The sequence below is a fragment of the Nocardia sp. NPDC087230 genome (genome assembly GCF_044744725.1).
Taxonomy (GTDB): domain Bacteria; phylum Actinomycetota; class Actinomycetes; order Mycobacteriales; family Mycobacteriaceae; genus Nocardia; species Nocardia canadensis.
Window position 1 is genome coordinate 241,576 of record NZ_JBIUYV010000004.1, and the last position, 23,703, is coordinate 265,278.

Below are 23,703 nucleotides of genomic sequence, written 5' to 3' on the forward strand. Positions count from 1 at the left end.
GATGCGCACGCGAAGCCTCACCGCCGCGCTGGCGGCCCTGCTCGTCCTGGCCACCGCCGCGGCCTGCGGCGACGATGCCGACAAGACCTACTACGGCGACGAACGCGCGCTGGGCAACGGCCAGATCCGCACCTTCGTGACCACCGACGGTTCCGGCACCCCGACCGAGGTCGGCCTGCGGATCCAGGAGGCGGCGCTGGAGGGCCTGCCGATGCCCGCCGCCATGCCGGAAGGTCCGCCACCGGCCAGCCCGCCGCTGGCCCTGCCCGAGGAAGCGTCGGGCACGGTGATCAACCACCTCACGTTCGACTGGGTGCCGCACGGCCACCCGCCGATCGGCATGTTCGACAAGCCGCACTTCGACGCCCACTTCTATTTCGTCGACGCCGCCGCGGTGGCCGCGATCGACCCGCAGGATCCGGAGTTCCTGACGAAGGCGGCGCACAGCCCGGACTCGAAGTACATGCCGGCCGACAGCAGCACACTGCCCGAACCGATCGAGGTGCAGGCGGTGCCGGCGATGGGCGTGCACTGGGTCGACATGAGCAAGCCGGTCGCGCCGGGCGAGTTCACCCAGACCCTGATCAACGGCGCGTGGGACGGCCAGTACATCTTCACCGAGCCCATGTTCACCAGAGAGTGGCTGCTCACCAAGCCGTCGTTCACCGGGGACATTCCGCAGCCGCAGGCCTACCAGCGCTCCACCCGGTACCCGACTACCTATTCGATCAGCTACGACGACAAGGCCAAGGAGTACGTCGTCACGGTCGGTGGGCTCACCGAGCGCACCGCCTCCTGACCCTTCTGTAGGGCCCTCACCTGCGAGTATGCTCTGATACTCGGAGGTGCGGCGTGATCACCGAGCTCATCGGACGCGAGGCGGAACTGGCCGATCTGCTGGCCCGGCTCGACGACGCGGTCCACGGCGCGCCCCACCTGGTGATCTGCTCGGGGGAGGCGGGTGTCGGCAAGACCCGGCTGGTCGCCGAACTGGCCGGACGCGCCCGCGATCGCGGGGTGCGCACCCTGTGGGCGCGCGCCCTCGAACTCCCCGACACTCCGCCCTTCTGGTTGTGGCGCCAGGCCCTCGGCACCGGGACGCCCGTGCCCGGCGCCGACCGGATCGCGCTGTTCGAGGGCTTCGCCGCCGGTCTCGACGGCACCGACACCGGCGTGCTGCTGGTGATCGACGACATCCACTGGGCCGACGAACCGTCGCTGCAGGCGCTGCTCTACGTGGTGCGGGCGCTACGCGAGCGCCGGATCATGGTGTGCGCCACCGAACGCACCGGCGCGACCGACGGCGGCTGGCCCGCGATCAAACCGGAGCTGTTGCGTGAACCGGTGACCGCGTCGCTGCTGTTGCGCGGGCTCTCGCCGGCCGATTCGGCGCGCTGCCTGCGGCTGGAGGCCGGCCGCGAGCTCCCCGACGAGCTGGCAGGCGAAGCCTTCGACATGACCGGCGGCAACCCCTTCTACCTGCGCGAGCTGGGTCGTTCGATGCGCGGTTCCACCGACGGCGCGCTGCGCCTGCCGACGAGTCTGCGTGAGGTGGTGCGCGGCCGGATGGCGCCGCGGTCGAACCGGGCGCAGGAGCTGCTGCGGGCGGCGTCGATCCTGGGCGAGCAGTTCTCGATCGCGGTCGCCGCCCGGCTGGTCGCCCGTCCGGCGGTGGACTGTCTCGCCGCCGTCGACGAGGCGATCGAGGCGGGCCTGCTGGCCACCGCCGCGGAACCGGGCACGGTGCGGTTCGCGCACGCGCTGGTGCGCGCGACCCTGCTCGACGGGCTGTCCCTACAGCAGCGGGTGGTGTTGCATCAACGTGCGGCGCTGGCGATCGAGGCGCTGTATCCCGATGCGGTCGAGGCGAATTCGGCCGCACTGGCCTGGCACTGGGCCAACGCGGCGGTGGCCGGGGCGCACGAGCCCGCCGTCCGCTGGGCGCGGCGCGCGGCGGAGGTGGCCCTGCGTGAGCTGGCCTTCGAGGAGGCGGTGCGGCTGTACGGGCTGGCCCTGACCCATGCCGCCGCGCTCGATCCGGTCGACCGGGGCAGGCTGGTGCTCCAGCGCGCCCTCGCCGCGGTCCGGGCCGGTGACCTGATCGCCGCCCGCGCCGATTGCGCGGCCGCGGAGGCGCTGGCCCGCAAGGCCGGGGAACCGGCGTTGCAGGCCGAAGCCGCGCTGGTGCTCGAACCGATCGGGGATCGCGGCTGGGATCGCGACATCGCCGACGCCTGCGCCGAGGCACTCGCCGCCGACGACCTGCCCGAGCCCCTGCGCGCGCGCCTGCTGGCCCGTGCCACCGAGACCGCGATCTACCTCGGCAGGCTCGACGGCGTGGACGAATCCAGCAGGGCCGCCCTGGTCTCGGCCGATCGCGGTGACGATCCCGCCGTTCTCGCGGCGGCGCTGCGGGCGCGTCAGCTCGCCTGCAGCGGTCCCGACCATCGGGACGAACACGGCGTCCTGGCTGCCCGCATGATCGCGGCGGGGGAACTCGCGCGCGATCCGGCCGTGGAGATGTGGGGCAGGTTGTGGCGCCTCGACGCGCTGTGGGAGCGGGGCGATCTGGGCGAGATCACCGGGGAGCTGTCCTGTCTGACCTGGTGCGCCGAGCACACCGGCGGTCCCATGTCGCGGTGGCATCTGCTGGTCGCCGAAGCGGCGCTGGCGCAGGCCCGCGGTGAATTCGCGCACGCGCTCGATCGAGCGGCCCGGGCCCACACTCTGGCGAGCACGCTGGGCCATCCCGCCGGGGAGGGCGCGTTCCGGGCGCTGCGCGCCGTCGTCGGCCATCACACCGGTCACGACCCGCACGCCTTGGTCCTGCCACACGCCCCGATGCGCGGCGAGGTCCGCAACCTGCTGTTCGCCGCCCTCGGTACCGCCTTCCCGCTGGTCGACAGCGGCCTGATCGCCGAAGCCGAACCGCTCTATCGCGGCCTCGGCCGACCCGAGAAGTGGCCGGTGCCACCGTATTTCCTGCTCAATGTGCTCGCCGTCGGCGGCGCGGTGGCCGCCGCGCTCGGCCTGCGCGACGATGTCGCCTACTTTCGTGCGCGGCTGACGCGCTATCGCGACGGGCACATCACCGGCGGTGGCGGGAACGCCCACTATCTCGGCCCGACCACCCTGTGGCTGGGGAAATTCGCTGCCGCCCTGGATGACCCGGACACGGCGTGCGCCGACCTGCGCTCGGCGGGGCACACCGCGCGGACGATGGGCGCGCCCGGATTCGCCGTCGAAGCCGACTGCGAACGCGCCGAACTACTGTTCGCCCGCGGCGCCACCGCCGACGCGGTCGCGCTCGCGGTGGCCGCCCTGCCGGTAGCCGTATCGCTCGGCATGGAGCCCTGGATCGAGCGGCTGCGTGTGCTCACCGCCCACGAGAACGCGTGCGCCACCCTGACTCCGCGGGAACGCGAGGTCGCCGACCTGGTGGCCCGCGGCCTCACCAATCGCGAGATCGCCGCCGCGCTGGTGCTGTCGGAACGCACCGCGCAGAACCACGTCCAGCACATTCTCACCAAACTCGGCTTCGCCAAGCGCAGCCAGATCGCGGCCTGGGTGTCACGCGGCCGGATCGCTCAATAGCCGCGTCGCGGTTCGACGATCGCCAGCAGCGGCGCGCCCGCGACGAACCGGGCGACATTCGCGGCGACATGATCGGCGAACGCCGCCAGGCGCAGCTGCGGCGGATTCGAATCGTGCGGGGTGATGATCGCGTTCGGCAACGTCCACAGCGGATGCCCGTCCGGCAGCGGCTCGGGCTCGGTGACATCCAGGCCCGCGCCCCCGATCACCCCGCGGGTCAGCGCGTCGACCAGCGCGTCGGTGTCGACCAGGCTGCCGCGCGCCACATTGATCACCCACGACGAGGGCTTGAGCCTGGCCAGTTCGTCGGCGCCGACCAGGTGCCGGGTCTGCGCGGTCGCCGGCGCCGCGATCACCACGTGGTCGGTATGCGACCACACCCGGCCCAGCTGATCGGCGGGCAGCGTCTCCATCCCGTCGGGAATGCCCGTGCCCGTCACCGGCGTGCCGGAGCGGTTCACCGCGATCACGTGCGCACCCAGCGGCACCAGCATCGGGATCAGCGCCCGCCCGATCCCGCCCGCGCCCACGATGGTCACGGTCTTCCCGCGCAACGAGCCGACGTGCGGGAAGAACTCGCGCTGCTGCCACGAGGTCGCCCGCAGGTGCTCGGGCAGGTAGCGGACCCCGGCCAGCAGCAGCATCAGCGCGTGCTCGGCGACACTGTGCGAGAACGCGCCCGCCGCCGAGGTGAACAGCACGTCGGGGTGCGTGGCGAAGACATCGGCGTCGAAGTAGTCCTCGATCCCCGCCGCGGGCAGCTGGACCCAGCGCACCGCGGGCGGCAGCGTCGCCGGGAAGTCAGTGGGCTTGCCGGTCCAGATCAGTGCCTCCGCGTCGGCGAGCTCGCCGACCTGGGCGCCCGCCCCCACGACCGCTTTCTCGAGCAGTCGGGATGCCTGCGGGTCCGGGCCGAGCGCGATCGTGGTCGCGGATTCCTGCACGGAGACCTCCTGGAGTGGTCGACCGCACGGTGCGGCCGGGCTGTGTCGGAATCCGATTCTTCCCTCTCCGGCGCGACGGTGCCGCCCCGCCCCGGGTTCGCCGGATCACCGGGGCACGGTCACGGTTCGTCGAGGTCGACGGGCTCGTCGACGCCGTGCCGGTCGGCCAGGTCGAGCAGCGGGGTGATGTCGAAGACCGCGTCGTCCATCTCGGCCTGGATGTCACCGAGCTCGGCATAGCGGGCCGGAACGGTCGCGATGGTGAAATCGCGCGGGTGGATGTCGCCGATCTCGCTCCAGCGCACCGGGGTCGACACCGTCGCCGCGGGCACACCGCGCACCGAGTACGCGGCGGCGATGGTGTGATCGCGCGCGTTCTGGTTGTAGTCGACGAACAGCTGGGCCGGATCACGGTCCTTGCGCCACCAGGCGGTCGTCACGTCGGCGGGCGCGCGCCGCTGCACCTCCTGGGCGAAGGCCAGGGCGGCCCGGCGCACCTGCTTGAATCCGTGCTCGGGCGCGATCCGAACGTAGACGTGCAGCCCCGAGCCGCCGGAGGTCTTGGGCCAGCCGACCGCCCCCAGCTCGTCGAGCACCTCGTGCACCACCCCGGCGACCCGCTGCACCCGCGACCACGGGCAGTCCGGCATGGGATCGAGGTCGATGCGCCACTCGTCGGGGGACTCGGTGTCGCTCGCCCGCGAGTTCCAGGGATGGAACTCCACCGTGGACATCTGCACCGCCCAGATCACGTCGGCGAGCGCGTGGACGCAGAGTTCGTCGGCGTGCCTGCCGTAGCGCGGGAAGTACACCCGCACCGTCGAGATCCAGTCCGGCGCGCCGCCGGGCAGCCGCTTCTGATGCACCTTCCCGCCGGGCAGACCCTTGGGGAACCGGTGCAGCATGCACGGCCGGTCCCGCAGCGCGTTGACGATGCCGTCACCCACGCTCAGGTAGTACCGCGCCAGGTCGAGCTTGGTGGCGCCGAGCTCGGGGAAGTACACCCGGTCCGGATTGCTGACCCGCACCGTGTGCTCACCCACCGGTAGCTCGACCGCCGGTGTCGCAGACTTGGCCACACGCGCAACGATAGACGAGCAGGCCCGCTCCCGAGGGGGAGCGGACCTGCGGCGCCTGGCGTGTCAGGGGCGCTGACGCGCCGGTGGCGTGTAGTAGCTCTCGGCGTAGGAGTACTCGGCCCAGCGGGGTGAGCGCTCCTCGTCGCTGTCGCCGCCGTGGCCCGGCCACCAGGCCCGGCGGCCCAGCAGCGCGGTGACCGCCGGGGTGAAGAACAGCGCCATGACGAAGGCCGCGATCGCGATGCCCACCGAGATGGCGAAGCCCATCTGCGACAGGGAGCTGTTGCCCGCCAGCATCATCGAGGCGAAGGTGCCCGCCAGGATGAGGCCCGCCGCGGCCACCGTCGGCCCGGTGTGGCGCACCGCCAGCGCCGCCGCCTCGCGGGGCGTGTGGCCCTCGCGGGATTCCTCCCGCAGCCGGGCGATCATCAGGATGTTGTAGTCGGTGCCCAGGGCTACCACGAACAGGTACATGATCACCGGCAGCGTGAAGATCAGCCCGTGCTCGCCCTGGATCCGCTGGAACACCAGCACCGTCGCGCCCAGCGTCGCGGCGAAGCCGAGGAACACCGAGGCCATCAGGTACCAGGGGGCGACGAGGCTGCGCAGCAGCAACGCCAGCACCAGCATGATCAGGACGGCGGCCACCGGGAACACGATCCGGTAGTCGTGGTTCATCGCGTCCTCGAAGTCGACGAACACCGCCGTCATGCCGCCGACCGCCGCCGTGGCGCCCGCCGGTGCCGCCTGGTGGGCGACCTCGCGCAGCGGCCCGGCCACCGTGTCGAGCGCGGCATCGGATTCCGGCGCGTTCGCCAGCGTCACCTGGAAGTTCGCGATCGTGCCGTCCGCCGACAGCTGCGGTGCGCCGACTTGACCGACGCCGTCGACCCCGGTCAGCGCCGTGCGGTAGCTCGCGAGCTGGTCCTCGGCCAGCGGCGCGGCCGACTGCAGCAGCACCTCCGAGGGCTGGGTGGCTCCGGCCGGCATGCCCTCGAGCAGCTCGGTGGTGAACGTCACCGACTCCGAGGCATCGGTGGTCGAGCCCGAGCTCAGATCGAAGGTCGGATTGAAACCGAAGGCGAACACGCCCAGCACCACCAGCACACCGCCGGAGGCGACGGCGAATACGCCGGGCCGCCTGCCCATCGCCGCGCCGATCGCGCCGAACCGGGCGCCCTTGGGCTCCACTTGCCAGGCCTTCGACGGCCAGAACACCTTGGTGCCCAACAGCGAGACGATCGCGGGCACCAGCGTGAGCCCGGCCAGCAGCGCTACCGCGACCGCGATCGCCAGTGCCGGTCCCAGCGCCCGGAACATCCCGAGGCTCGACAGGGTCAGCGCCATGAACGCGATGATCACCGCGGCCGCCGCCGACGTGATGGCCTCGCCGACCCGCGCGACGGCATTGACCATGGCGGTCTTCGGATCGTCGCCCGCCCGCAGCCGTTCCCGGTACCGGAACATCAGGAACAGGATGTAGTCGGTGCCCACACCGAACAGCACCACCAGCAGGATCGAGTTCACCGAGGTATCGATCTCGAGGTCGAAGGCCTCGGCCGCCATGGCGATCAGGCCACCGACGGTGCTCGAGATGGCGCCGATGGTGACCACCGGCAGCAGCGCGATGACCGGACTGCGGAAGATGATCAGCAGCAACACCAGGATCAGCACGATCGTGGCGATGCCGATGATCGCCATGCCCTTCTCACCCTGCTCGGTCTGGTCCAGAGTCTGCGCCGCCGTGCCGGTGATGCCCGCCTTGAGACCGGTGCCCTCGACCTGCTCCTTCAGGTGCTCGCGCAGACTCTTCACCGCCTCGCCCTGGGTCTTGTCCGCCGCGTCGGTCAGCTTGGTCATCCGCACCGCGATGACCTGGACCAGGCGATTCTCCGACGGCGGTGTCACCTGGAGGCCGGTGACGCCCTTGATGTCGCGGGCTGTGAGCGCGCCGGCCGCGGCGGCGATCGTGGCCGAGTCGGTCTCGGTCAGCGGGCCGCCGTCCGCGCGGACCGCCACGATCAGCGCGGCCGGTGCGGCATTCTGCGGGAAGGCCTGTTCCTGCAGCTTCATCGCCTGGATCGACTCGTAATGCGAGGGCAGGAAGGCGGATTGGTCGGTCGTCGCGGTGAGCGCGGGTGCCGTGGACAGCACGGCGACGATCGCGATCACCCACAACCCGATCACTTTCCACGGATGGTGGACGACGACGCGCCCCAGTCTGGCGAACATGATGGAGGTCCTTTCCGGGCCAGGTGGGTCAGACGTCGAGGTCTTGGGTCCGCGGATGCCGCGCGCGGTCGGCGATCGTCTCGTGGACCTTCGGCGGCACCAGCGCGCGCAGCGCGTCGAGCGAGTCGACGACCTCGACGGTGAAATCGCCCCAGTTCTGCTCGCCGATCATCGAGCGCCAGTCCCTCCAGTCCTTGGTCCAGTGCTCGGCGAGCGCATAGTCCGCCCACTCGGAGGTCTGGGTGTGCACCACGTAGTTGCCCTTGCGGGTGAGGTACACGCGAATGGTGTCGACGCTCTTCTTGCTCACCTGCCGCGACTCGCCGACCTTGCGCCCGGTGAAGCGCTGGAAGCGGCCGCCCCCGGGGCCGACCTTGACGGTGATCGGGCCGAATCCGTCGGCGTCGGGCTTGGTGGTGTCGGGCTTGGTGGTGTCGACGGTGGCGGGCGTCGGGTGCGTCTCGGTGGTCATCGGTCGCTCCATTTCAATATGTGCATGCGCATATGGGCATGGGTATTCGAGCGGCGAGCCCCTGTTCCGGCTCGTCGTCGCTGGTCTGTGTGCAGTTGTGCGGCGGCTGTGTGTCCCGCCCGACTCACTATAAGTAGATGTATACGTATATCGCAAGGGTCAAAAAAAGTCCGCACGGATCGACCCCGTGCGGACCGCGGATCGGCGGCTCGGAACTACAGCTCGTACACGCCGAACGCCCGGTTCTGGATGCACATCGGCATCACGTGGACCCGGTCGGTCCATTCGAATTTGGCTGCGGCCTCGACGGTTCCGCGCTCGTCGACGCACACGCTCGCGGTGCCCGGCATGGTCAGCGGGTTCAGCACGGCCAGCGGAATGCCCGCGTGGATGCCGCTGTAGAGGCCACCGCTGAAGCACAGCGGGGTGATCGCGATGCCGCGCTGCGCGCTCTCCCGGTCGGCCGCGGCCTGCGCGCCCGGCACGCCGGAGCAGTCGAGGGGGTTCTCGTTCGACGCCTGGGCGGGAACGGTCAAGAGGGTGAATCCGGCCGCACAGCCCGCGGCGACGGCCATCAGGGATCGAGCAAATGAGGTCCTGGTCATAGCCGCATTGAAGCACTCGTGGCGGGTCGCACACACAATCGGCGGCGGCGTGTCGACCCGCCAGTCACCGGGGACGGGCCTCCAGCACGCAGTCCGGCGCCGCCGTCAGGACTGTTCGCTCCAGGGTGAAGCCGCTGCGCGCCAGCAGCGCGCGGAACTCGGCCTCGGTGCGTTCGTGGCCGCCCTCGGTGTTCACCAGCATCTCCAGGTCGATGAATTTCCCCGGGTGCGGCCGCCGATGCTCGGGCAACACCAGCTCGAGCAGCAGCAATGTCGAGGTCGGACGCATGGCGGCGCGCACGGTGCGCAGGATCTGCTCGGCCTGGGCGTCGGACCAGTCGTGCACGATGTGTTTGAGCAGGTAGACGTCGCCGCCCTGCGGGACCTCCGCGAAGAACGAGCCGCTCTCGACCGCGCAGCGCTGCCCCAGCCCCGCGGCCGCGAGGTCGGCGGCAAGGTCCTCGACCACATTCGGCAGATCGAACACGATGCCCCGAGCCGCCGGATACCGGCCGAGGAGCTCGATGAGCAGACTGCCGCGCCCGCCGCCCACATCGACGAGGGTGCCGAACCGGCTGAAGTCGTAGGCGGCGAGCAGGGGCTCGATCGCCAACGTGCTCACGCTGGTCATGGCGTTGTCGAACAACTCGCCGACCTCGCGGTTCACCGCCGCGTACTCGAAGAAGCTCGCTCCGTCCAAGGCCCGACCGACGGCTTCGCCGCTGCGCACCGCGTCGGTGAGATGAGACCAGTGGTTGCGGTGGTACGGCGAGCCGAAGAACCGCGACAGATCACGCAGCGTCACCTCGGCGTCGCTGCGCAGCGCGTCGCCGATCCGGGTCAGCGCGTAGGTGCCGTCGCGCCGCTGGGCGAAGAGGTCGTAACTCACCAGCAGCCGCATCAGCCTGCGCAGCCCGTCTTCGTCGGCCTCGACCGCGCGCGCCAGCTCGGCCGCCGTGCGCGGGCCCCGGGCCAGTTCGTCGGCGATCCCGAGTTCGGCGGCGGCGCTGATGGCCTGGGACAGAAAGCCGGCGACCTGGAACTCCAGCAGGGCGATGTGGCCGGGAACCAGTTTCCGTTGCAACGCGCCGAGCGCGTCCCGCAACCGATCGATCGCGCGGATCACGGGCAGCGGAGGGAGCTTCTTCGGTGCTGTGGACGCCATCATGACCCCATCGTCGGCCGGTTGACCTGCACGTACGGACAGAGCTTACGGGAGCAGGGGTGACCAGGGACAGGGATTGCGCGCCCGGCCGATCGGGTGCCGAGGTGGCTCAGGTCGGCGTGGCTAGGGCGAACGGCAGGACCGCGTCCGCGCCGCTGGTGCGCAGGGCGTGGGCGGCGACGGTCATGGTCCAACCGGTGTCGGTGAGAGTGTCCACCAGCAGGATCGGGCCGTCGACGCCGGACAGATCGGGGACCTCCCACGAGTCGAACAGCCCCGCTACCCGGTGCGCGGAATTCGCCGCCGACACCGGCGGCCGATCCGGCCTCGTGGGCAAGGTGCCGAGGTTGTCGAGCCTGCCGACCTGCGCGAGCCGCGCGGCCAGACTCGTGGTGAGCTGCGGATAGCGCGGCGATTCCAGCGCCAGCACCGAGGTCGGCCGGGTGGCCCAGTTCCAGTCGCGCAGGACGGCGATGCACGCGTCGAAGACGGCGTCGGGCACCGGGGCATCGGGTCCGTCGAGCAGCGCGCGCAGCCGCTGACCCCAGCCGAGGTCGGTGAGCCTGCCCAGCACCCGGCCGGTGTCGGCGGCACCGGTGATCTTGCCCGACAACGGGATTCCCAGTTTCGCCATGCCGGTCGGCCACTGCTTGCGCGGTGCCAGATCGAGCCCGGGCCGGTCCAGCCTGGCCCTGGTGGCGGCGACAGCGGCCGCGTCGACGGTGGTGTCGGGGCGGGCGCCGGTGCAGTTGTCACAGCGTCCGCAATCGGGGGTCGCGGCGTCGAGGGCGGCCAAGCCGGGATCGTCGAGCTGACGGCGCAGGAAGGTCATCCGGCAGGCGGTGGTCGCCTGGTAGTCGATCATCGCCTGCTGCTCGGTGTCGCGGGCGGCGGCCAGGCGTTCGTAGCGCTCGGTGTCATAGGTCCACGGCTCGCCGGTGGACAGCCAGCCGCCGCGTACCCGCCGGACCGCGCCGTCCACGTCGAGCACCTTCAGCACCATCTCCAGGCGCGACCGGTTCAGCTCGACCAGCGGTTCCAGCGCCACCGTCGACATCGGCCGATCGGTGTCCAGGGCGGCCAGTACCGCGCGCACGATGTGCTCGCGCGGGAACGCCACCGAGGCGAAGTAGCTCCAGATCCGCGCGTCCTCCGCGCCCGGCAGCAACACCACCTCGGCGCGATCGGTGCCACGCCCCGCACGCCCGACCTGCTGGTAATAGGCGATCGGGGAGGACGGCGCGCCCACGTGCACCACGAAGCCGAGATCGGGCTTGTCGAAGCCCATGCCCAACGCCGAAGTCGCGATCAGTGCCTTCACCTCGTTGTTCAGCAGCGCGCCCTCGAGCACCTCGCGTTCGGCCGGGTCGGTCTGGCCGGTATAGGCGGCGACGGTGTGACCGTGCGAATTCAGCACGTCGGCCAGATCGTGCGCGGCGGCGACCGTGAGGCAGTAGATGATGCCCGAGCCGGGCAGCCGGTCCAGTTGGGCGCCCAGCCAGGCCGTGCGCTGCACCGCGTCGTCGAAGCGCACCACCGACAGGTGCAGCGACTCGCGGTCCAGCGTGCCCCGCAGCACCAGGGTGTCGGTGCCGATCTGGCCCGCCACGTCGGTGACCACGCGATCGTTGGCCGTCGCGGTGGTCGCCAGGACCGGCACATCCGAGCCGAGATCGGCGATCAGCGTCCGGATGCGGCGGTAGTCGGGCCGGAAGTCGTGGCCCCAGTCCGAGACACAGTGCGCCTCATCGATCACGACCAGCCCCGCGTCGGCGGCCAGCCGGGGCAGCACCTGATCGCGAAAGTCCGGATTGTTCAACCGCTCCGGGCTCACCAGCAGCACGTCGACCGCGCCGTCGGCCACCCGCTGATGGATCTCGTCCCACTCGGTGACATTGCCCGAGTTGATCGTGTCGGCCACCACCCCGGCCCGCTCCGCGGCGGCCACCTGATTGCGCATCAACGCCAGCAGCGGCGACACGATCACCGTCGGCCCCCGCCCCGCCCGCCGCAACAGCTTCGCCGCGATGAAATACACCGCCGACTTGCCCCAGCCGGTCCGTTGCACCACCAGCGCCCGGCGCCGCTGCACCACCAGCGCCTCGATCGCGACCCACTGGTCCTCCCGTAACCGCGCCTGCGGCCCGGCGAGCTCCCGCAACAACTCCTCCGCGCGTTCGCGCAGGTCGGGAGCCGTCAGGTCGAGCACGTCGTTGCCGGTCGCTGAGGTCATGGGCACCATGCTGCCCGACCCCACCGACAGACACGATCGGCAGTACGAGCTTTCCGCCGCTCCGCGTTTCCGGCCGGAGCCAGGTGCGTCGGACGGTGTCCGGGCGGCCATCGGAGGGGCGGTGGCTCGGCGCGCCCGTCCCCGGGGAGTCACCCATGCCCGTGCGCGATCAGTCGGCGCGACCACGGGACTGGTGAGGGGTATCGCGTTCCTTCGCGAAATGCCCGCTGAGGGAGGAGAATAGGGCGCGACACCGGACTCTGCCGGAGGGCTGCATGGCGAACAGATTCGATCCGCCTACGGGCTGGACGCCGCCCGGGTCGCAGTTCCGGACGAATTCGGGGGCGTCGCGCACCGTGGCGGGCGCGTTCCTCGCGCTGATCGTCACCCCGCTCGGGATGACCTTGGCGGCGCACGGTGCGCTGGACACCAGCCGGTGGGTGATCCTGGGCGATGCCGCCGACCGGTTCGGCTCGACCCTGCAGATCATCGGGGGCGCACTGCTGTTGTTGCTGGTCAGCGCGCTGGCCGGGTTCACGCCGATCGCGACGATCCTGGCCGGGCTGGTGTGGGGCGTGCTGCCGGGCCTGGTCTACTTCGTCTCGCCGGAGAGCACCTGGCGGATGGTGGGGGATCTGCCGCTGATGACCGACGAACTGCACATCGCGCTCAACGCGTGGATCACCAGCGGCTTCACCTTCGTCCTCGGGCTGCTGCTCGTCGGCGCGGGGGTGGCGGGCACCCTGCGCCGACGATGACTCAGCCCTTCACGCAGAGGACCTGACGCAGCGTCGCCACCACGTCGACCAGGTCGGCCTGCGCCGCGATCACCTCGTCGATGTCCTTGTACGCGGCCGGGATCTCGTCGACCACGCCCGCGTCCTTGCGCGATTCCACGCCCTCGGTCTGAGCGACCAGATCGGCGACCGTGAACTGCTTCTTGGCCGCGGTCCGGCTCAACCGCCGTCCCGCGCCGTGCGAGGCCGACTGGAACGAGGCCGGATTCCCCTTGCCCCGCACCACATACGACCGCGTCCCCATCGATCCGGGGATCAACGCCAGGTCACCCGCGCCCGCCCGCACCGCGCCCTTACGGGTCACCAGCATCGGCACACCGTCGATGACCTCCTCGGCCACATAGTTGTGGTGGCAGGAGATCGGCTCGTCGAACCGCACCTCGCGATCGGCGAATTCGTCGCGCACCGCCCGGCACACCAGCGACAGCATCACCGCGCGGTTGCGCGCGGCGTACTCCTGCGCCCAGGTCAGGTCGCGCCGGTACGCGGCCATCTCCGGCGTCCCGGCCAGGAACACCGCCAGATCCCGATCCGGCAGCGACTGATTGTGCGGCAGCGCCCGCGCCACCGCCATGTGCCGTTCGGCCAGCTCCTTGCCGATATTGCGCGACCCGGAGTGCAGCAGAATCCACACGGCGTCGTCCTGATCGAGGCAGACCTCGATGAAGTGATTGCCGCCGCCGAGCGAGCCGATCTGCTTGTGCGCCTTGGACTCCAGCGACGACACCCCTGGGTGCAGATCACCGAACTCGCGCCAGAACCGGTCCCAGCCCTTCGTCCGTGCCGACTGTCCGTGCGAACCGGCATGCAGCGCAGCGACGTTCACCGCCTCCTTGTGCGCGTTGAACCCCACCGGCACCGCCCGCTCGATCCGCGATCGCAGGGAACGCAGATCATCGGGCAGATCCGCGGCGGTCAGCCCGGTCTTGACGCTCTCCATCCCGCACCCGATATCGACACCCACCGCGGCGGGCGCGACCGCGTCCCGCATGGCGATGACCGATCCCACCGTCGCGCCTTTGCCCAGGTGCACATCCGGCATCACGCGCAGTCCGTACACCCACTCCAGCTCGGCGATATTGCGGAGCTGGCGCAGCGCCGACTGCTCGATCTCGTGCTCGTTGGCCCACATGAGCGTCTGCGCCCTGGTACCGCGCAGCTCGACGGGAAACATGGTTCGGTCCTCTCCTCGGTGTACTACCAACGGTAGGACCGCGGCGGCGGCATCGCACCTGAATATCGGGCGCTCAGGCGGTGCCGGGGAGCGAGCGGGTCAGTCCGTCGCGAGCGCGTGTTCGATCCGGGCGCGGTCCGGAATCGACGAGCTGGCGCCGAGCCTGGTGGTCGCCACTGCGCCGGCGGCATTGGCCCAGGTCACTGCCGCTCGCGGGCCCTTCGGCCAGGTGGCGACGAGGGCGCCGGTGAAGGCGTCGCCGGCGCCGGTGGTGTCGACGACGTCGACGGTGCGTCCGGCGACCGCGAACTGGTTGCCCTCGGCTGACCGATACAGCGCACCGTCGCCGCCGAGCGTGCGGACCACGTGCGGAATCCGGTCGAGGTCGGTCGAATACCGTTCGGACTCGAGCGAATTCACGATCGCCAGGTCGACGTCGGCCCATAGCGCGGCGGGCAGCGGCTGTACCGGCGAGGGATTGAGCGCGACGACCGTGTCCGCGGCGTGCGCGTGCCGGGCGGCCGCGGCCACGGTGGCGAGGGGAATCTCCAGCTGGCACAGCAGAATGTCGGCGTCCGCGATCGCCGCGAGCTCGTCCGCGGTCAAGTCGGTCACCCGCCCGTTCGCGCCCGCGACCACGATGATGCTGTTCTCGCCGGACTCGTCGACCACGATCGTGGCCACCCCGCTCGACCCGTCGACAGTGCGCAGCAGGGTGGTGTCGACACCGGCGTCGGACAGCGTCGATCGCAGCGTGGCCCCGAACGCGTCGTCTCCTGTCGCGCCGAGGAACCGCACCCGCGCGCCTGATCTGGCCGCCGCGATGGCTTGATTGGCGCCCTTGCCGCCGGGCACGGTCGCGAAGCCGGACCCGAGGACGGTCTCGCCTGGTGCGGGGCGCTGCGGCGTGGTCGTGACCAGATCCATGTTGACGCTGCCCAGCACGACGACGGTGGGTGCGGCGCAGCGGTGCATCCGACGAATCTAGCGGTGCGGGCACCGTCGGCGCGGGTTTCGGGCGGCTCGCGCGCCGATCGACCGGTGACCTGTGGACAAGTCCCCGGCGGCGCGAAACCTGTGGACAACCCGGTCCCGCCGCCGGTCGGAGGCGTATTCCGGGGTCCGGGTGGCGTCGAGGCGGACCGGCGGCCTGCGTACGCTGATACCCATGACGGTAGAAGTGACCCCCGAGCTCGACATCCGCGCAGCGGTGCACGACGCCGCCCGCAGGGCTCGCGTCGCGTCCCGTGTGCTGGCTCAGCTGACCACGGCGCAGAAGAACGAGGCCCTGCACGCGGCGGCCGACGCCCTGCTCGCCGCCGCCGACCGCGTGCTGGCGGCCAACGCCGCCGACATCGCGACCGCGCAGGCCGCGGGCACCGAGGAGAACCTGCTCGACCGCCTGCGGCTGACCAAGGCCCGCATCGACGGCATCGCCTCCGGCCTGCGCCAGGTGGCCGGGCTGCCCGATCCGGTGGGCGTCGTCGTGCGCGGTTCCACGCTGCCCAACGGCCTCGAGATCCGCCAGACCCGGGTGCCGCTCGGCGTGGTCGGCATGGTCTACGAGGCGCGCCCCAACGTCACCGTCGACGCGTTCGGCCTGGCACTCAAGTCGGGCAACGCCGCACTGCTGCGCGGCTCCTCCTCGGCCGCGAACTCCAATGCCGCGCTCGTCGAGGTGCTGCGCGAAGCCCTTGTCGCCCAGGGCGTCCCGGCCGATGCGGTCCAGCTGCTGCCCAGCCACGACCGTTCCAGCGTCACCCACCTGATCCAAGCGCGCGGCCTGGTCGACGTGGTCATCCCGCGCGGTGGCGCCGGCCTGATCAACGCGGTGGTGCGCGACGCGCAGGTGCCGACCATCGAGACCGGCACCGGCAACTGCCACGTCTACGTGCACTCCGCCGCCGACCTGGACATGGCCGAGGCCATCCTGCTCAACGCCAAGACCCGCCGTCCCAGCGTCTGCAACGCCGCCGAGACCGTCCTCATCGACGCGGCGGTCGCCGAGACGGCGCTGCCCCGGCTGAGCAAGGCGCTCGAGGATGCCGGTGTGACCATCCACGGCGATCTGCCCGGCCAGGTGCCCGCCACGGATGCCGACTGGGGTGAGGAGTACCTCACGCTGGATATCGCGCTGAAGGTCGTCGACGATCTCGATGCCGCCGTCGACCACATCAACACCTGGGGCACCGGCCACACCGAGGCCATCGTCACCGCCGATCTGGCCGCCGCGCGGGAGTTCACCACCCGCGTCGACGCCGCCGCGGTGATGGTGAACGCGTCCACCGCGTTCACCGACGGCGAGCAGTTCGGTTTCGGCGCCGAGATCGGCATCTCCACCCAGAAGCTGCACGCCCGCGGCCCGATGGCACTGCCCGAACTCACCTCCACGAAGTGGATCGTGTGGGGCGACGGCCAGACTCGGCCGGTGTGATCGTGACGCTTGTACAGGAACCGATCTTCACCTCGGTCGACGACGTCATCACCCGCCTGGCCGAGACCGGCTACCTGGCCGACAAGGCCACCGCCACCTCGGTCTTCCTGGCCGACCGGCTGGGTAAGCCGCTGCTCATCGAGGGCCCGGCCGGTGTCGGCAAGACTGAGCTGTCGCGCGCGGTGGCCCAGGTCGCCGGCGCCGAACTGGTCCGGCTGCAGTGCTACGAGGGTGTCGACGAGGCCCGCGCGCTCTACGAGTGGAACCACGCCAAGCAGATCCTGCGGATCCAGGCGTCGAGCGAGAACGACTGGGCCGAAACCAAAGCCGACGTCTTCACCGAGGAATTCCTGCTCTCGCGCCCGCTGCTCACCGCCATCCGGCGCAGCGAGCCGACGGTGCTGCTGATCGACGAGACCGACAAGGCCGACGTCGAGATCGAGGGCCTGCTGCTCGAGGTGCTCAGCGATTTCGCGGTGACCGTGCCGGAACTGGGCACCATCACCGCCACCCGCAAGCCGTTCGTGGTGCTCACCTCGAACGCCACCCGCGAGCTGTCGGAGGCGCTCAAGCGCCGCTGTCTGTATCTGCACCTGGACTTCCCCGACGAAGACCTGGAGCGTCGGATCCTGGCCAGCCGGGTGCCCGAGCTGGCGGAGTCGGTCGCCGAGCAGCTGGTCCGGATCGTGCACGTGCTGCGCGGGATGCAGCTCAAGAAGCTGCCGTCGGTGGCCGAATCGATCGACTGGGGTCAGACCCTGCTGGCCCTGGGCGCGGCAGACCTCGACGACGCCACCGTGCGCGCCACCCTCGGCGTGGTGCTCAAGCACCGCAGCGACCACCAGCGCGCGCTGGCCGAGCTGAAGCTGGCCTGAGATGACTGCGCCTGCCCCGCACGGACTCGGCGGGCACGTGGCCGGGTTCGTCGCGGCATTGCGGGCCCGCGGTGTGCCGGTCGGGCCGTCGGAGACCGTCGACGCGGGCCGGGTGCTCACCGTGCTCGATCTGCTCGATCGCGAGTCCGTGCGGGAGGGGCTGGCGTGCGCGTTGTTGCGCCGCCCCACCCATCGCGCCACCTTCGACGGGCTGTTCGACCTGTGGTTCCCGGTCGCGGTGGGGGAGCGCACCGCCGAGACACGGGACCTGCCCCGCACACCCGACGGCCAGATCGACCTGCCTGCCCTGCGCGAGCAGCTCGCCGAGCTGCTCGCCGCGGAGGACGGGGGTCGGCAGCTGGAGTTGCTGGCCGGACAGGTCGTCGAACAGCTCGGCCAGTACCAGTCCGCGCGCGGACCGTCGTTCTCGGCCTATCAGGCGATGAAAGACCTTGCGCCGCAGACCTTGCTGTCGCGGGTGCTGGCGGGGCTCGCGCTGCCGCCGGACGCGAGCGAGCGCGACACCGAGGTGGCCCAGCGGATCGTCCGGGAACGGATCGCCGGCTTCCGGGCGAGCGTGGAAGCCGAGACCAACCGTCGCGTCGCCGAACAGATCGGGCGCGACCGTGTCGCTACCTACGGTGTGGCCCGCCAAGCCGAGGACGCCGACTTCCTGCGTGCCTCCGAACGCGAACTCGTCGAACTCCGTCGCGGCAGCCAGCGGCTGGCCCGAATCCTGGCGTCGCGCTTGGCCGTGCGGCGCAAGAAGGCCCGCCGTGGCGAGATCGACCTGCGCAAAACCCTACGGGCGTCGATGTCGACCGGTGGTGTGCCGATCGATCTGGTGAATCGCAAGCCACGGCCCGGTCGCCCGGAACTGGTGCTGCTGTGCGACATCTCGGGCTCGGTGGCCGGCTTCAGCAACTTCACCATGCTGCTGGTGAGCGCGCTGCGCGAACAGTTCTCCCGGGTCAGGATCTTCGCCTTCGTCGACCGCACCGACGAGGTCACCGGCTTCTTCGACCCGTACGCCGGCCTCGACAACGTGCTCACCAGGATCTTCACCGAGTCGCGGATCATCGACGCCGACGGACACTCCGACTACGGCCAGGCGCTGACCACCTTCGCCGACAACTTCGGTGACGCCGTCACCAGCCGCAGCTCGCTGCTGGTGCTCGGCGACGGCCGCACCAACTACCGCAATCCGAAGCTCGACGTCCTGCGTCAGCTCGTCGACACCGCCCGGCACGCGCACTGGCTGAACCCGGAGCCGCGGAACCTGTGGGGCACCGGTGATTCGGCGGCCCGCGACTACGGCGAGGTGATCGAGATGCACGAATGCCGGTCGGCCCGGCAGCTGACCGATGTGGTCTCCCGGTTGTTGCCCGTGTGAAGGAACTGGTGATGAGCGAGGATCTGCTGGCCTACTGCCTGGCCAAACCCGGTGCCTGGCAGGACGAACCGTGGGAGGGTGACGTCGTCGCCAAGGTCGGCGACAAGATCTTCGCCTTCCTCGGCGGCGGCGACTCGATCGGCCTCAAGTGCGGCCGTGACCGCGCCGAAGCCGACGAACTGGTGCACGTCTATCCCGACGATGTCACCGCCTCGGCCTACATCGGCCGCTACGGCTGGAACAGCGTCACCGTGGGCGGTGCCGTCCCGTCCGACGAACTGCGTGAGCTGATCGACGCCTCCTACGACGCGATCGTGGCCAAACTGCCGAAGTCCAAGCGCCCCACGGTCTGATCGTTTCAGCGGACGTTAAGCCGCTTACAGGCGCCATCCACCAAGATCACCGCCATGCTGGCAGGGGCGTCGCGCGACGACGAGCGGTTCGGTCGACGGGCGTCGCCCGACACGGTGGTACGAGTGGTGGCACGGCGGGCGCGGTCGACCCGGTGACCGATCCGCTCGCGAACCCCGGTGCCGGAGCCGTTCCGTCGCCGTGCGCGGCACCCGACAGCACGGTCCCGTCCGGCGAGATCGTGCGCCCCGAGCACCTGCGTCCGGGTGCGGGGGCACGGGCGGCGCGGCGGCTTGCCGATCTCGCGGCGACCCGGCTGGCCGACGCGCCCGCCGCCGCGGAGGATCAGTTGCGCCGCGCCCTGGTCGTGGGCTGTGGCGAACTGGACGGGCGCGAGCTGGCCGAGCTGCGTACCCGCCTGGTCACCGCCATCGCGGCTCAGCCACGCCGGGATCGCGACCTGGCCAGGGCGGCGGCGGCCGCCGCCGCGTGCTGGCACCCGATCTCGCCGGCCGACGCGGCGCACCTGTGGGTAGTCGCGGGCCGGGCCTGGGCCAGGGCGGGCAGGCACGCCGAGGCGGTCACGGCCTTCGACCGGCCCCTGCTCACCGGTGCCATCGCCTATCCGCCCGGTGAGCTGGCCCTGGTCCGCGCCGAGTTCGCCGAGTCGCTGCTGCGGCTCGGCCGCTACCGGCAGGCCGCCTGGCAGTTCACCGAGGCCGCCCGGCTGCTCGCGAACGCGCCCACCCACCGCCGCAGGCACGCCGACCTGGTCTGGTCGGCGGCCGTCGCCCGCGAGTGCTGCGGGCAGGAATCGGCGGCGCTGGGCGGCTACCTGCGTGCCGCGGGCCTGTGGGGTGAGCTGGACAAGATCGTGCCGCGAGCGCGCTGTCTGCGCGCGGCGGCCTGGCTGCAACTGCGGGGTCCCGCGGGCCGGATGCGCGGTCCGTGGTGGGTCACCATCGACGTGCTGATGGCCGAACTGAATCAGCGGCTCGCCGCCGAACCTGCCGCGCACATCGCCGACGAGCTCGATCGCACCCGCGCCCAATTCGCCCAGATGTGCGCGCAGGCGTCGGGCCCGAACGACCGCCCGGCCGCTCGGGGGCGGTCCGGTCCGGTCGAGTGGTGGCAGTCCCGTTAAGCTCGGACCTCATGCACGAGACAGCTCGGCCGCGCCGCAAGCTCGGCGTCATGGGCGGCACGTTCGATCCGATTCACCACGGTCACCTGGTCGCGGCCAGCGAGGTCGCGAACCGGTTCGAGCTCGACGAGGTCATCTTCGTCCCCACCGGCCAGCCGTGGCAGAAGGTGAACAAGCAGGTCAGTCCCGCCGAGGACCGCTACCTGATGACCGTCATCGCCACCGCGTCCAACCCGAGGTTCTCGGTCAGCCGGGCCGACATCGAACGCAACAAGGTCACCTACACGGTGGACACCCTGCGCGAGATGCAGAACGCCCATCCCGACGCCGAGCTGTACTTCATCACCGGTGCGGACGCGCTGGCCAACATCCTGACATGGCAGGATTGGACCGAACTGTTCGAACTGGCGAAGTTCGTCGGGGTGAGCCGTCCGGGGTACGAGCTGAACACCGACCATCTCGAGGAGCATCTGCGGGACCTGCCCGCCGATGCCGTCACGATGATCGAGATCCCCGCGCTGGCCATCTCGTCGAGTGAGTGCCGCCGCCGCGCCGCGGAGGGTCGGCCGGTCTGGTACCTCGTCCCCGATGGCGTGGTGCAGTACATATCGAAGCGGCACCTGTATGTGCCCGCAGGAACGGAAGGTAGCTGACGTTGAGCCACACGAGCGAGGTGCAGTCGTGACTGCCACTGCCGAAGCGGTCGAAATGGCCAAGGTCGCCGCACTCGCGGCCGACGACAAGCTCGCCACCGACGTCGTCGTCCTCGACGTCTCCGAGCAGCTGGTGATCACCGACTGCTTCGTGATCGCCTCGGCGCCCAACGAGCGCCAGGTCAACGCGATCGTCGACAACGTCGAGGAGAAGCTGCGCGAGGCCGGCCACAAGCCGGTCCGCCGCGAGGGCACCCGCGAGGGCCGCTGGGCGCTGCTCGACTACGTCGACATCGTCGTGCACATCCAGCACAACGACGAGCGCAATTTCTATGCGCTGGAGCGGTTGTGGCGTGACTGCCCGACCGTGGCCGTCGAGGGCATCGCCACCCCGGCGACACCCGCCGCCGACGACGCACAGGTAGAGGGCGACACCGAGTGAGCAAGTACGCCCATGTGCGCACGCTGATCCTGCTGCGGCACGGGCAGACCGAGTGGAACGCCGCCGACCGGATGCAGGGCCAGATCGATACCGATCTCACCGACCTCGGCAGGCAGCAGGCCAAAGAGGCGGCGCGGGAACTGGTGTCCCGCAACGCGATCGCGGTCCATGCCTCCGATCTGCGCCGCGCCAAGGAAACCGCGCAGGCGCTCGGCGACATCAGCAATCTGCCGGTCGTCACCGATCAGCGGCTGCGTGAGACCCACCTGGGTGACTGGGAGGGGCTGACCCACCTCGAGGTCGACGCCGACTACCCCGGCGCGCGCGTGCAGTGGCGTCTCGACGCCACCTACACACCGCCCGGTGGCGAGAGCAAACTCGAAGTGGGCGCGCGTGCGCTGCCCGTGGTGCGCGAACTGTACAACGAGCGACAGGATTGGCCCGGCCGGACTATCATCCTGGTGGCGCACGGCGGGCTGATCGCTGCCCTCACGGCCGCGTTGCTGGAACTGCCTCCGGAGAACTGGCCTGCCCTCGGTGGGCTGGCCAATACGAGCTGGGTGCAGCTGTCCAGCCACGGGCCCGACATCGACCGACCCGGCTGGCGCCTCGATGTTTGGAACGCAGCGGCGAAGGTAGCTCCCGATGTCCTCTGAAGAGCCCGTCCGATCGGTACCGGACGAACTGTTCCAGCAGGTGACGGCCAAGCCCGGACGGCAATTGCCGGACGCGCTGTTCGGCCCGCCACCCGCTGAGCCCGCACGCCCCGAGCGTGAGGAGCCCATCCGTTCGGTACCGGACGAACTCTTCAAGCAGGTCACCGCGCGCAGCGAGCGCTCGCTACCCGATGCGCTGTTCGGCCCGCCGCCCGCGGCGGTCGTCGCCGAGTCCGAGCAGGCCGACGCCGCGACAGCTGACGCGTCGACCGGCTCGTCCGACGAGGCGGACGCCGACGCCGACGGCGACGGCGAGCCTGCCACAGCGGGCACCGCTGTCACCGAGGCCGCGGTCGAGGATTCCGTCGCCCGGACCGAGGCCGAACCGGCTGTCGCGCAGCCGGATACCGCCGAGTCGGCGGTCGTCACCGAGGTGGGCGCGGACGCCGAGGATGCCGTGGCGATGACCGCCTCGGTGGCCGAACCCGCCGTGGCGCAGGACCTCCAGTCGGCAAGTGCGGCTGATGGTTCCGACGCTACGTCGGCCGACACGTCGCCGGGCGACGAGCCGGGGGCGGATGCGGTCGCGACGGACGAGTCCGTCGCGGTGGCCGCCGAGTCCGTCGCGGTTACCGAGGTCTCCGCGCCGGTCGTGGAGACCGCTGTCGCGCAGAGCGAATCGCTCGTCGAGGCGGCCGCGGAGGTCGTGCTCGTCGAGGAAGCCACCGCGCCCCGGCCGGTGGAGACCGCCTCGCCGCGCCCCGTCCTGCTGGTGATCGCCGACTCGCTCGCCTACTACGGTCCCAAGAGCGGCCTGCCTGCCGATGATCCCCGGATCTGGCCGAATATGGTGGCCGCCGAACTGGATTGGGATGTCGAGCTGATCGCGCGGATCGGCTGGACCTGCCGCGATGCCTACTGGGCGCTGATCGGCGACCCACGGGTGTGGGCCGCCGTGCCCCGGGCGGGTGCTGTCGTGTTCGCCGTCGGTGGCATGGACACATTGCCCTCGCCGCTGCCGACCGCGCTGCGCGAGCTGATCCGCTATATCCGTCCGCCCAAGCTGCGTCGTGGCGTGCGCGCCTCGTACAACTGGCTGCAGCCCAAGCTGTCGAAACTCGGTCGGCCCGTGGCGCTTCCGCCGAAGGTGAGTGTCGACTACCTCGAGCAGTCGCGGGAGGCGCTGCATCATCTGCGTCCCGAGCTGCCCGTGGTCGCGGTGCTGCCGTCGGTGCACAAGTGCGATGCCTACGGGCGGGTGCACCGGGGCCGGGCGCGCGCGGTCAAGGCACTGCAGGCGTGGTCGGGCCGCACCTCGGTGCCGCTGGTCGACCTCGGCGAGGCCGTGCGCGACGACATCGAGTCGGGTGCGGCGAACCCGGACGGCATCCACTGGGGCTGGGCCGGGCACGCGGCGGTGGCGACGGCGATGACCAAGACTCTGCAGGAGGTCCGGTAGT

21 protein-coding genes are annotated in these 23,703 nt (G+C 70.9%); 12 read left to right on the forward strand and 9 right to left on the reverse strand.

Annotation, left to right across the window (positions count from 1 at the left end; all coding sequences use genetic code 11):
* The first annotated feature begins 1 nt into the window (after window position 1).
* Complete coding sequence (locus tag ACIO52_RS16755; protein ID WP_316573874.1) at window positions 2-799, forward strand: DUF5602 domain-containing protein; 798 nt, start codon at window positions 2-4, stop codon at window positions 797-799.
* Window positions 800-852: 53 nt separating this feature from the next.
* Window positions 853-3,594: an ATP-binding protein gene (locus ACIO52_RS16760; protein WP_402644745.1), complete on the forward strand. Its 2,742-nt coding sequence runs from the start codon at window positions 853-855 to the stop codon at window positions 3,592-3,594.
* Here ACIO52_RS16760 and ACIO52_RS16765 read toward each other — a convergent pair.
* The 7 genes from ACIO52_RS16765 to ACIO52_RS16795 form a co-directional block, all read right to left on the reverse strand.
* Window positions 3,588-4,538 carry a D-isomer specific 2-hydroxyacid dehydrogenase family protein gene (locus ACIO52_RS16765; RefSeq protein WP_218721458.1) on the reverse strand — a complete coding sequence of 317 codons (951 nt, stop codon included), beginning with the start codon at window positions 4,536-4,538 and terminating at the stop codon, window positions 3,588-3,590. The genes ACIO52_RS16760 and ACIO52_RS16765 overlap by 7 nt on opposite strands.
* A gap of 119 nt (window positions 4,539-4,657) precedes the next feature.
* Entirely contained in the window at window positions 4,658-5,617 is a 960-nt protein-coding gene (gene ligD / locus ACIO52_RS16770) for a non-homologous end-joining DNA ligase (protein ID WP_218721457.1), read from the reverse strand.
* 63 nt (window positions 5,618-5,680) lie between these two features.
* On the reverse strand, window positions 5,681-7,849 hold the full coding sequence (locus ACIO52_RS16775) for an MMPL family transporter (protein ID WP_402644749.1): 2,169 nt from the start codon (window positions 7,847-7,849) through the stop codon (window positions 5,681-5,683).
* Between the two features lie 28 nt (window positions 7,850-7,877).
* On the reverse strand, window positions 7,878-8,321 hold the full coding sequence (locus tag ACIO52_RS16780; protein WP_402644752.1) for an EXLDI protein: 444 nt from the start codon (window positions 8,319-8,321) through the stop codon (window positions 7,878-7,880).
* A gap of 215 nt (window positions 8,322-8,536) precedes the next feature.
* A complete protein-coding gene (locus tag ACIO52_RS16785) occupies window positions 8,537-8,926 on the reverse strand; it encodes a hypothetical protein (protein WP_255588603.1) in 390 nt (129 codons plus the stop codon).
* A 64-nt stretch (window positions 8,927-8,990) separates the two neighbouring features.
* Window positions 8,991-10,094 carry a methyltransferase gene (locus tag ACIO52_RS16790; protein ID WP_402644755.1) on the reverse strand — a complete coding sequence of 368 codons (1,104 nt, stop codon included), beginning with the start codon at window positions 10,092-10,094 and terminating at the stop codon, window positions 8,991-8,993.
* Window positions 10,095-10,200: 106 nt separating this feature from the next.
* Window positions 10,201-12,324, reverse strand: a complete 2,124-nt coding sequence (locus ACIO52_RS16795) for an ATP-dependent DNA helicase RecQ (protein ID WP_255588601.1) — start codon at window positions 12,322-12,324, stop codon at window positions 10,201-10,203.
* Window positions 12,325-12,599: 275 nt separating this feature from the next.
* Here ACIO52_RS16795 and ACIO52_RS16800 point away from each other — a divergent pair, with 275 nt between their 5' ends.
* Entirely contained in the window at window positions 12,600-13,082 is a 483-nt protein-coding gene (locus ACIO52_RS16800; RefSeq protein ID WP_218721454.1) for a hypothetical protein, read from the forward strand.
* A 1-nt stretch (window position 13,083) separates the two neighbouring features.
* Here the strand turns inward: ACIO52_RS16800 and ACIO52_RS16805 are convergent, their stop codons facing one another.
* Both ACIO52_RS16805 and ACIO52_RS16810 read right to left on the reverse strand, forming a co-directional pair.
* Window positions 13,084-14,295 (reverse strand): RtcB family protein, encoded by a 1,212-nt coding sequence (locus ACIO52_RS16805; RefSeq protein ID WP_218721453.1) that lies wholly within the window; start codon window positions 14,293-14,295, stop codon window positions 13,084-13,086.
* 99 nt (window positions 14,296-14,394) lie between these two features.
* Window positions 14,395-15,270 carry a ribokinase gene (locus ACIO52_RS16810; protein WP_402644760.1) on the reverse strand — a complete coding sequence of 292 codons (876 nt, stop codon included), beginning with the start codon at window positions 15,268-15,270 and terminating at the stop codon, window positions 14,395-14,397.
* 193 nt (window positions 15,271-15,463) lie between these two features.
* Here ACIO52_RS16810 and ACIO52_RS16815 point away from each other — a divergent pair, with 193 nt between their 5' ends.
* From ACIO52_RS16815 to octT, 9 genes are all read left to right on the forward strand, one after another.
* On the forward strand, window positions 15,464-16,729 hold the full coding sequence (locus ACIO52_RS16815; RefSeq protein WP_218721451.1) for a glutamate-5-semialdehyde dehydrogenase: 1,266 nt from the start codon (window positions 15,464-15,466) through the stop codon (window positions 16,727-16,729).
* Window positions 16,726-17,604, forward strand: coding sequence for a MoxR family ATPase (locus ACIO52_RS16820; protein WP_218721450.1), 879 nt, complete (start codon window positions 16,726-16,728; stop codon window positions 17,602-17,604). Before ACIO52_RS16815 ends, ACIO52_RS16820 begins: the two co-directional genes overlap by 4 nt.
* Before the next feature lies 1 nt (window position 17,605).
* Entirely contained in the window at window positions 17,606-18,997 is a 1,392-nt protein-coding gene (locus ACIO52_RS16825; RefSeq protein ID WP_316573881.1) for a VWA domain-containing protein, read from the forward strand.
* 11 nt (window positions 18,998-19,008) lie between these two features.
* Entirely contained in the window at window positions 19,009-19,350 is a 342-nt protein-coding gene (locus ACIO52_RS16830; RefSeq protein WP_402644764.1) for an MmcQ/YjbR family DNA-binding protein, read from the forward strand.
* A 152-nt stretch (window positions 19,351-19,502) separates the two neighbouring features.
* A complete protein-coding gene (locus ACIO52_RS16835; protein ID WP_218721447.1) occupies window positions 19,503-20,492 on the forward strand; it encodes a hypothetical protein in 990 nt (329 codons plus the stop codon).
* Window positions 20,493-20,503: 11 nt separating this feature from the next.
* Window positions 20,504-21,145 carry a nicotinate-nucleotide adenylyltransferase gene (nadD, locus tag ACIO52_RS16840; protein WP_218721446.1) on the forward strand — a complete coding sequence of 214 codons (642 nt, stop codon included), beginning with the start codon at window positions 20,504-20,506 and terminating at the stop codon, window positions 21,143-21,145.
* 28 nt (window positions 21,146-21,173) lie between these two features.
* Window positions 21,174-21,587 carry a ribosome silencing factor gene (rsfS, locus tag ACIO52_RS16845; protein WP_316573883.1) on the forward strand — a complete coding sequence of 138 codons (414 nt, stop codon included), beginning with the start codon at window positions 21,174-21,176 and terminating at the stop codon, window positions 21,585-21,587.
* A complete protein-coding gene (locus tag ACIO52_RS16850; RefSeq protein ID WP_218721444.1) occupies window positions 21,584-22,243 on the forward strand; it encodes a histidine phosphatase family protein in 660 nt (219 codons plus the stop codon). Before rsfS ends, ACIO52_RS16850 begins: the two co-directional genes overlap by 4 nt.
* Window positions 22,233-23,702 carry a diglucosylglycerate octanoyltransferase gene (gene octT / locus ACIO52_RS16855; protein WP_402644769.1) on the forward strand — a complete coding sequence of 490 codons (1,470 nt, stop codon included), beginning with the start codon at window positions 22,233-22,235 and terminating at the stop codon, window positions 23,700-23,702. The genes ACIO52_RS16850 and octT overlap by 11 nt, the downstream gene beginning before the upstream one ends.
* Window position 23,703 lies beyond the last annotated feature (1 nt).

What these genes read in the sequence shown, in the direction of transcription:
- ACIO52_RS16755 (WP_316573874.1), top strand. Translation starts at nt 2, where the DNA reads ATGCGCACGCGAAGCCTCACCGCCGCGCTGGCGGCCCTGCTCGTCCTG.
- ACIO52_RS16775 (WP_402644749.1), bottom strand. Translation starts at nt 7,849, where the DNA reads ATGTTCGCCAGACTGGGGCGCGTCGTCGTCCACCATCCGTGGAAAGTG.
- ACIO52_RS16780 (WP_402644752.1), bottom strand. Translation starts at nt 8,321, where the DNA reads ATGACCACCGAGACGCACCCGACGCCCGCCACCGTCGACACCACCAAG.
- ACIO52_RS16785 (WP_255588603.1), bottom strand. Translation starts at nt 8,926, where the DNA reads ATGACCAGGACCTCATTTGCTCGATCCCTGATGGCCGTCGCCGCGGGC.
- ACIO52_RS16790 (WP_402644755.1), bottom strand. Translation starts at nt 10,094, where the DNA reads ATGATGGCGTCCACAGCACCGAAGAAGCTCCCTCCGCTGCCCGTGATC.
- ACIO52_RS16795 (WP_255588601.1), bottom strand. Translation starts at nt 12,324, where the DNA reads ATGACCTCAGCGACCGGCAACGACGTGCTCGACCTGACGGCTCCCGAC.
- ACIO52_RS16800 (WP_218721454.1), top strand. Translation starts at nt 12,600, where the DNA reads ATGGCGAACAGATTCGATCCGCCTACGGGCTGGACGCCGCCCGGGTCG.
- ACIO52_RS16805 (WP_218721453.1), bottom strand. Translation starts at nt 14,295, where the DNA reads ATGTTTCCCGTCGAGCTGCGCGGTACCAGGGCGCAGACGCTCATGTGG.
- ACIO52_RS16810 (WP_402644760.1), bottom strand. Translation starts at nt 15,270, where the DNA reads ATGCACCGCTGCGCCGCACCCACCGTCGTCGTGCTGGGCAGCGTCAAC.
- ACIO52_RS16815 (WP_218721451.1), top strand. Translation starts at nt 15,464, where the DNA reads ATGACGGTAGAAGTGACCCCCGAGCTCGACATCCGCGCAGCGGTGCAC.
- ACIO52_RS16825 (WP_316573881.1), top strand. Translation starts at nt 17,606, where the DNA reads ATGACTGCGCCTGCCCCGCACGGACTCGGCGGGCACGTGGCCGGGTTC.
- ACIO52_RS16830 (WP_402644764.1), top strand. Translation starts at nt 19,009, where the DNA reads ATGAGCGAGGATCTGCTGGCCTACTGCCTGGCCAAACCCGGTGCCTGG.
- nadD (WP_218721446.1), top strand. Translation starts at nt 20,504, where the DNA reads ATGCACGAGACAGCTCGGCCGCGCCGCAAGCTCGGCGTCATGGGCGGC.
- octT (WP_402644769.1), top strand. Translation starts at nt 22,233, where the DNA reads ATGTCCTCTGAAGAGCCCGTCCGATCGGTACCGGACGAACTGTTCCAG.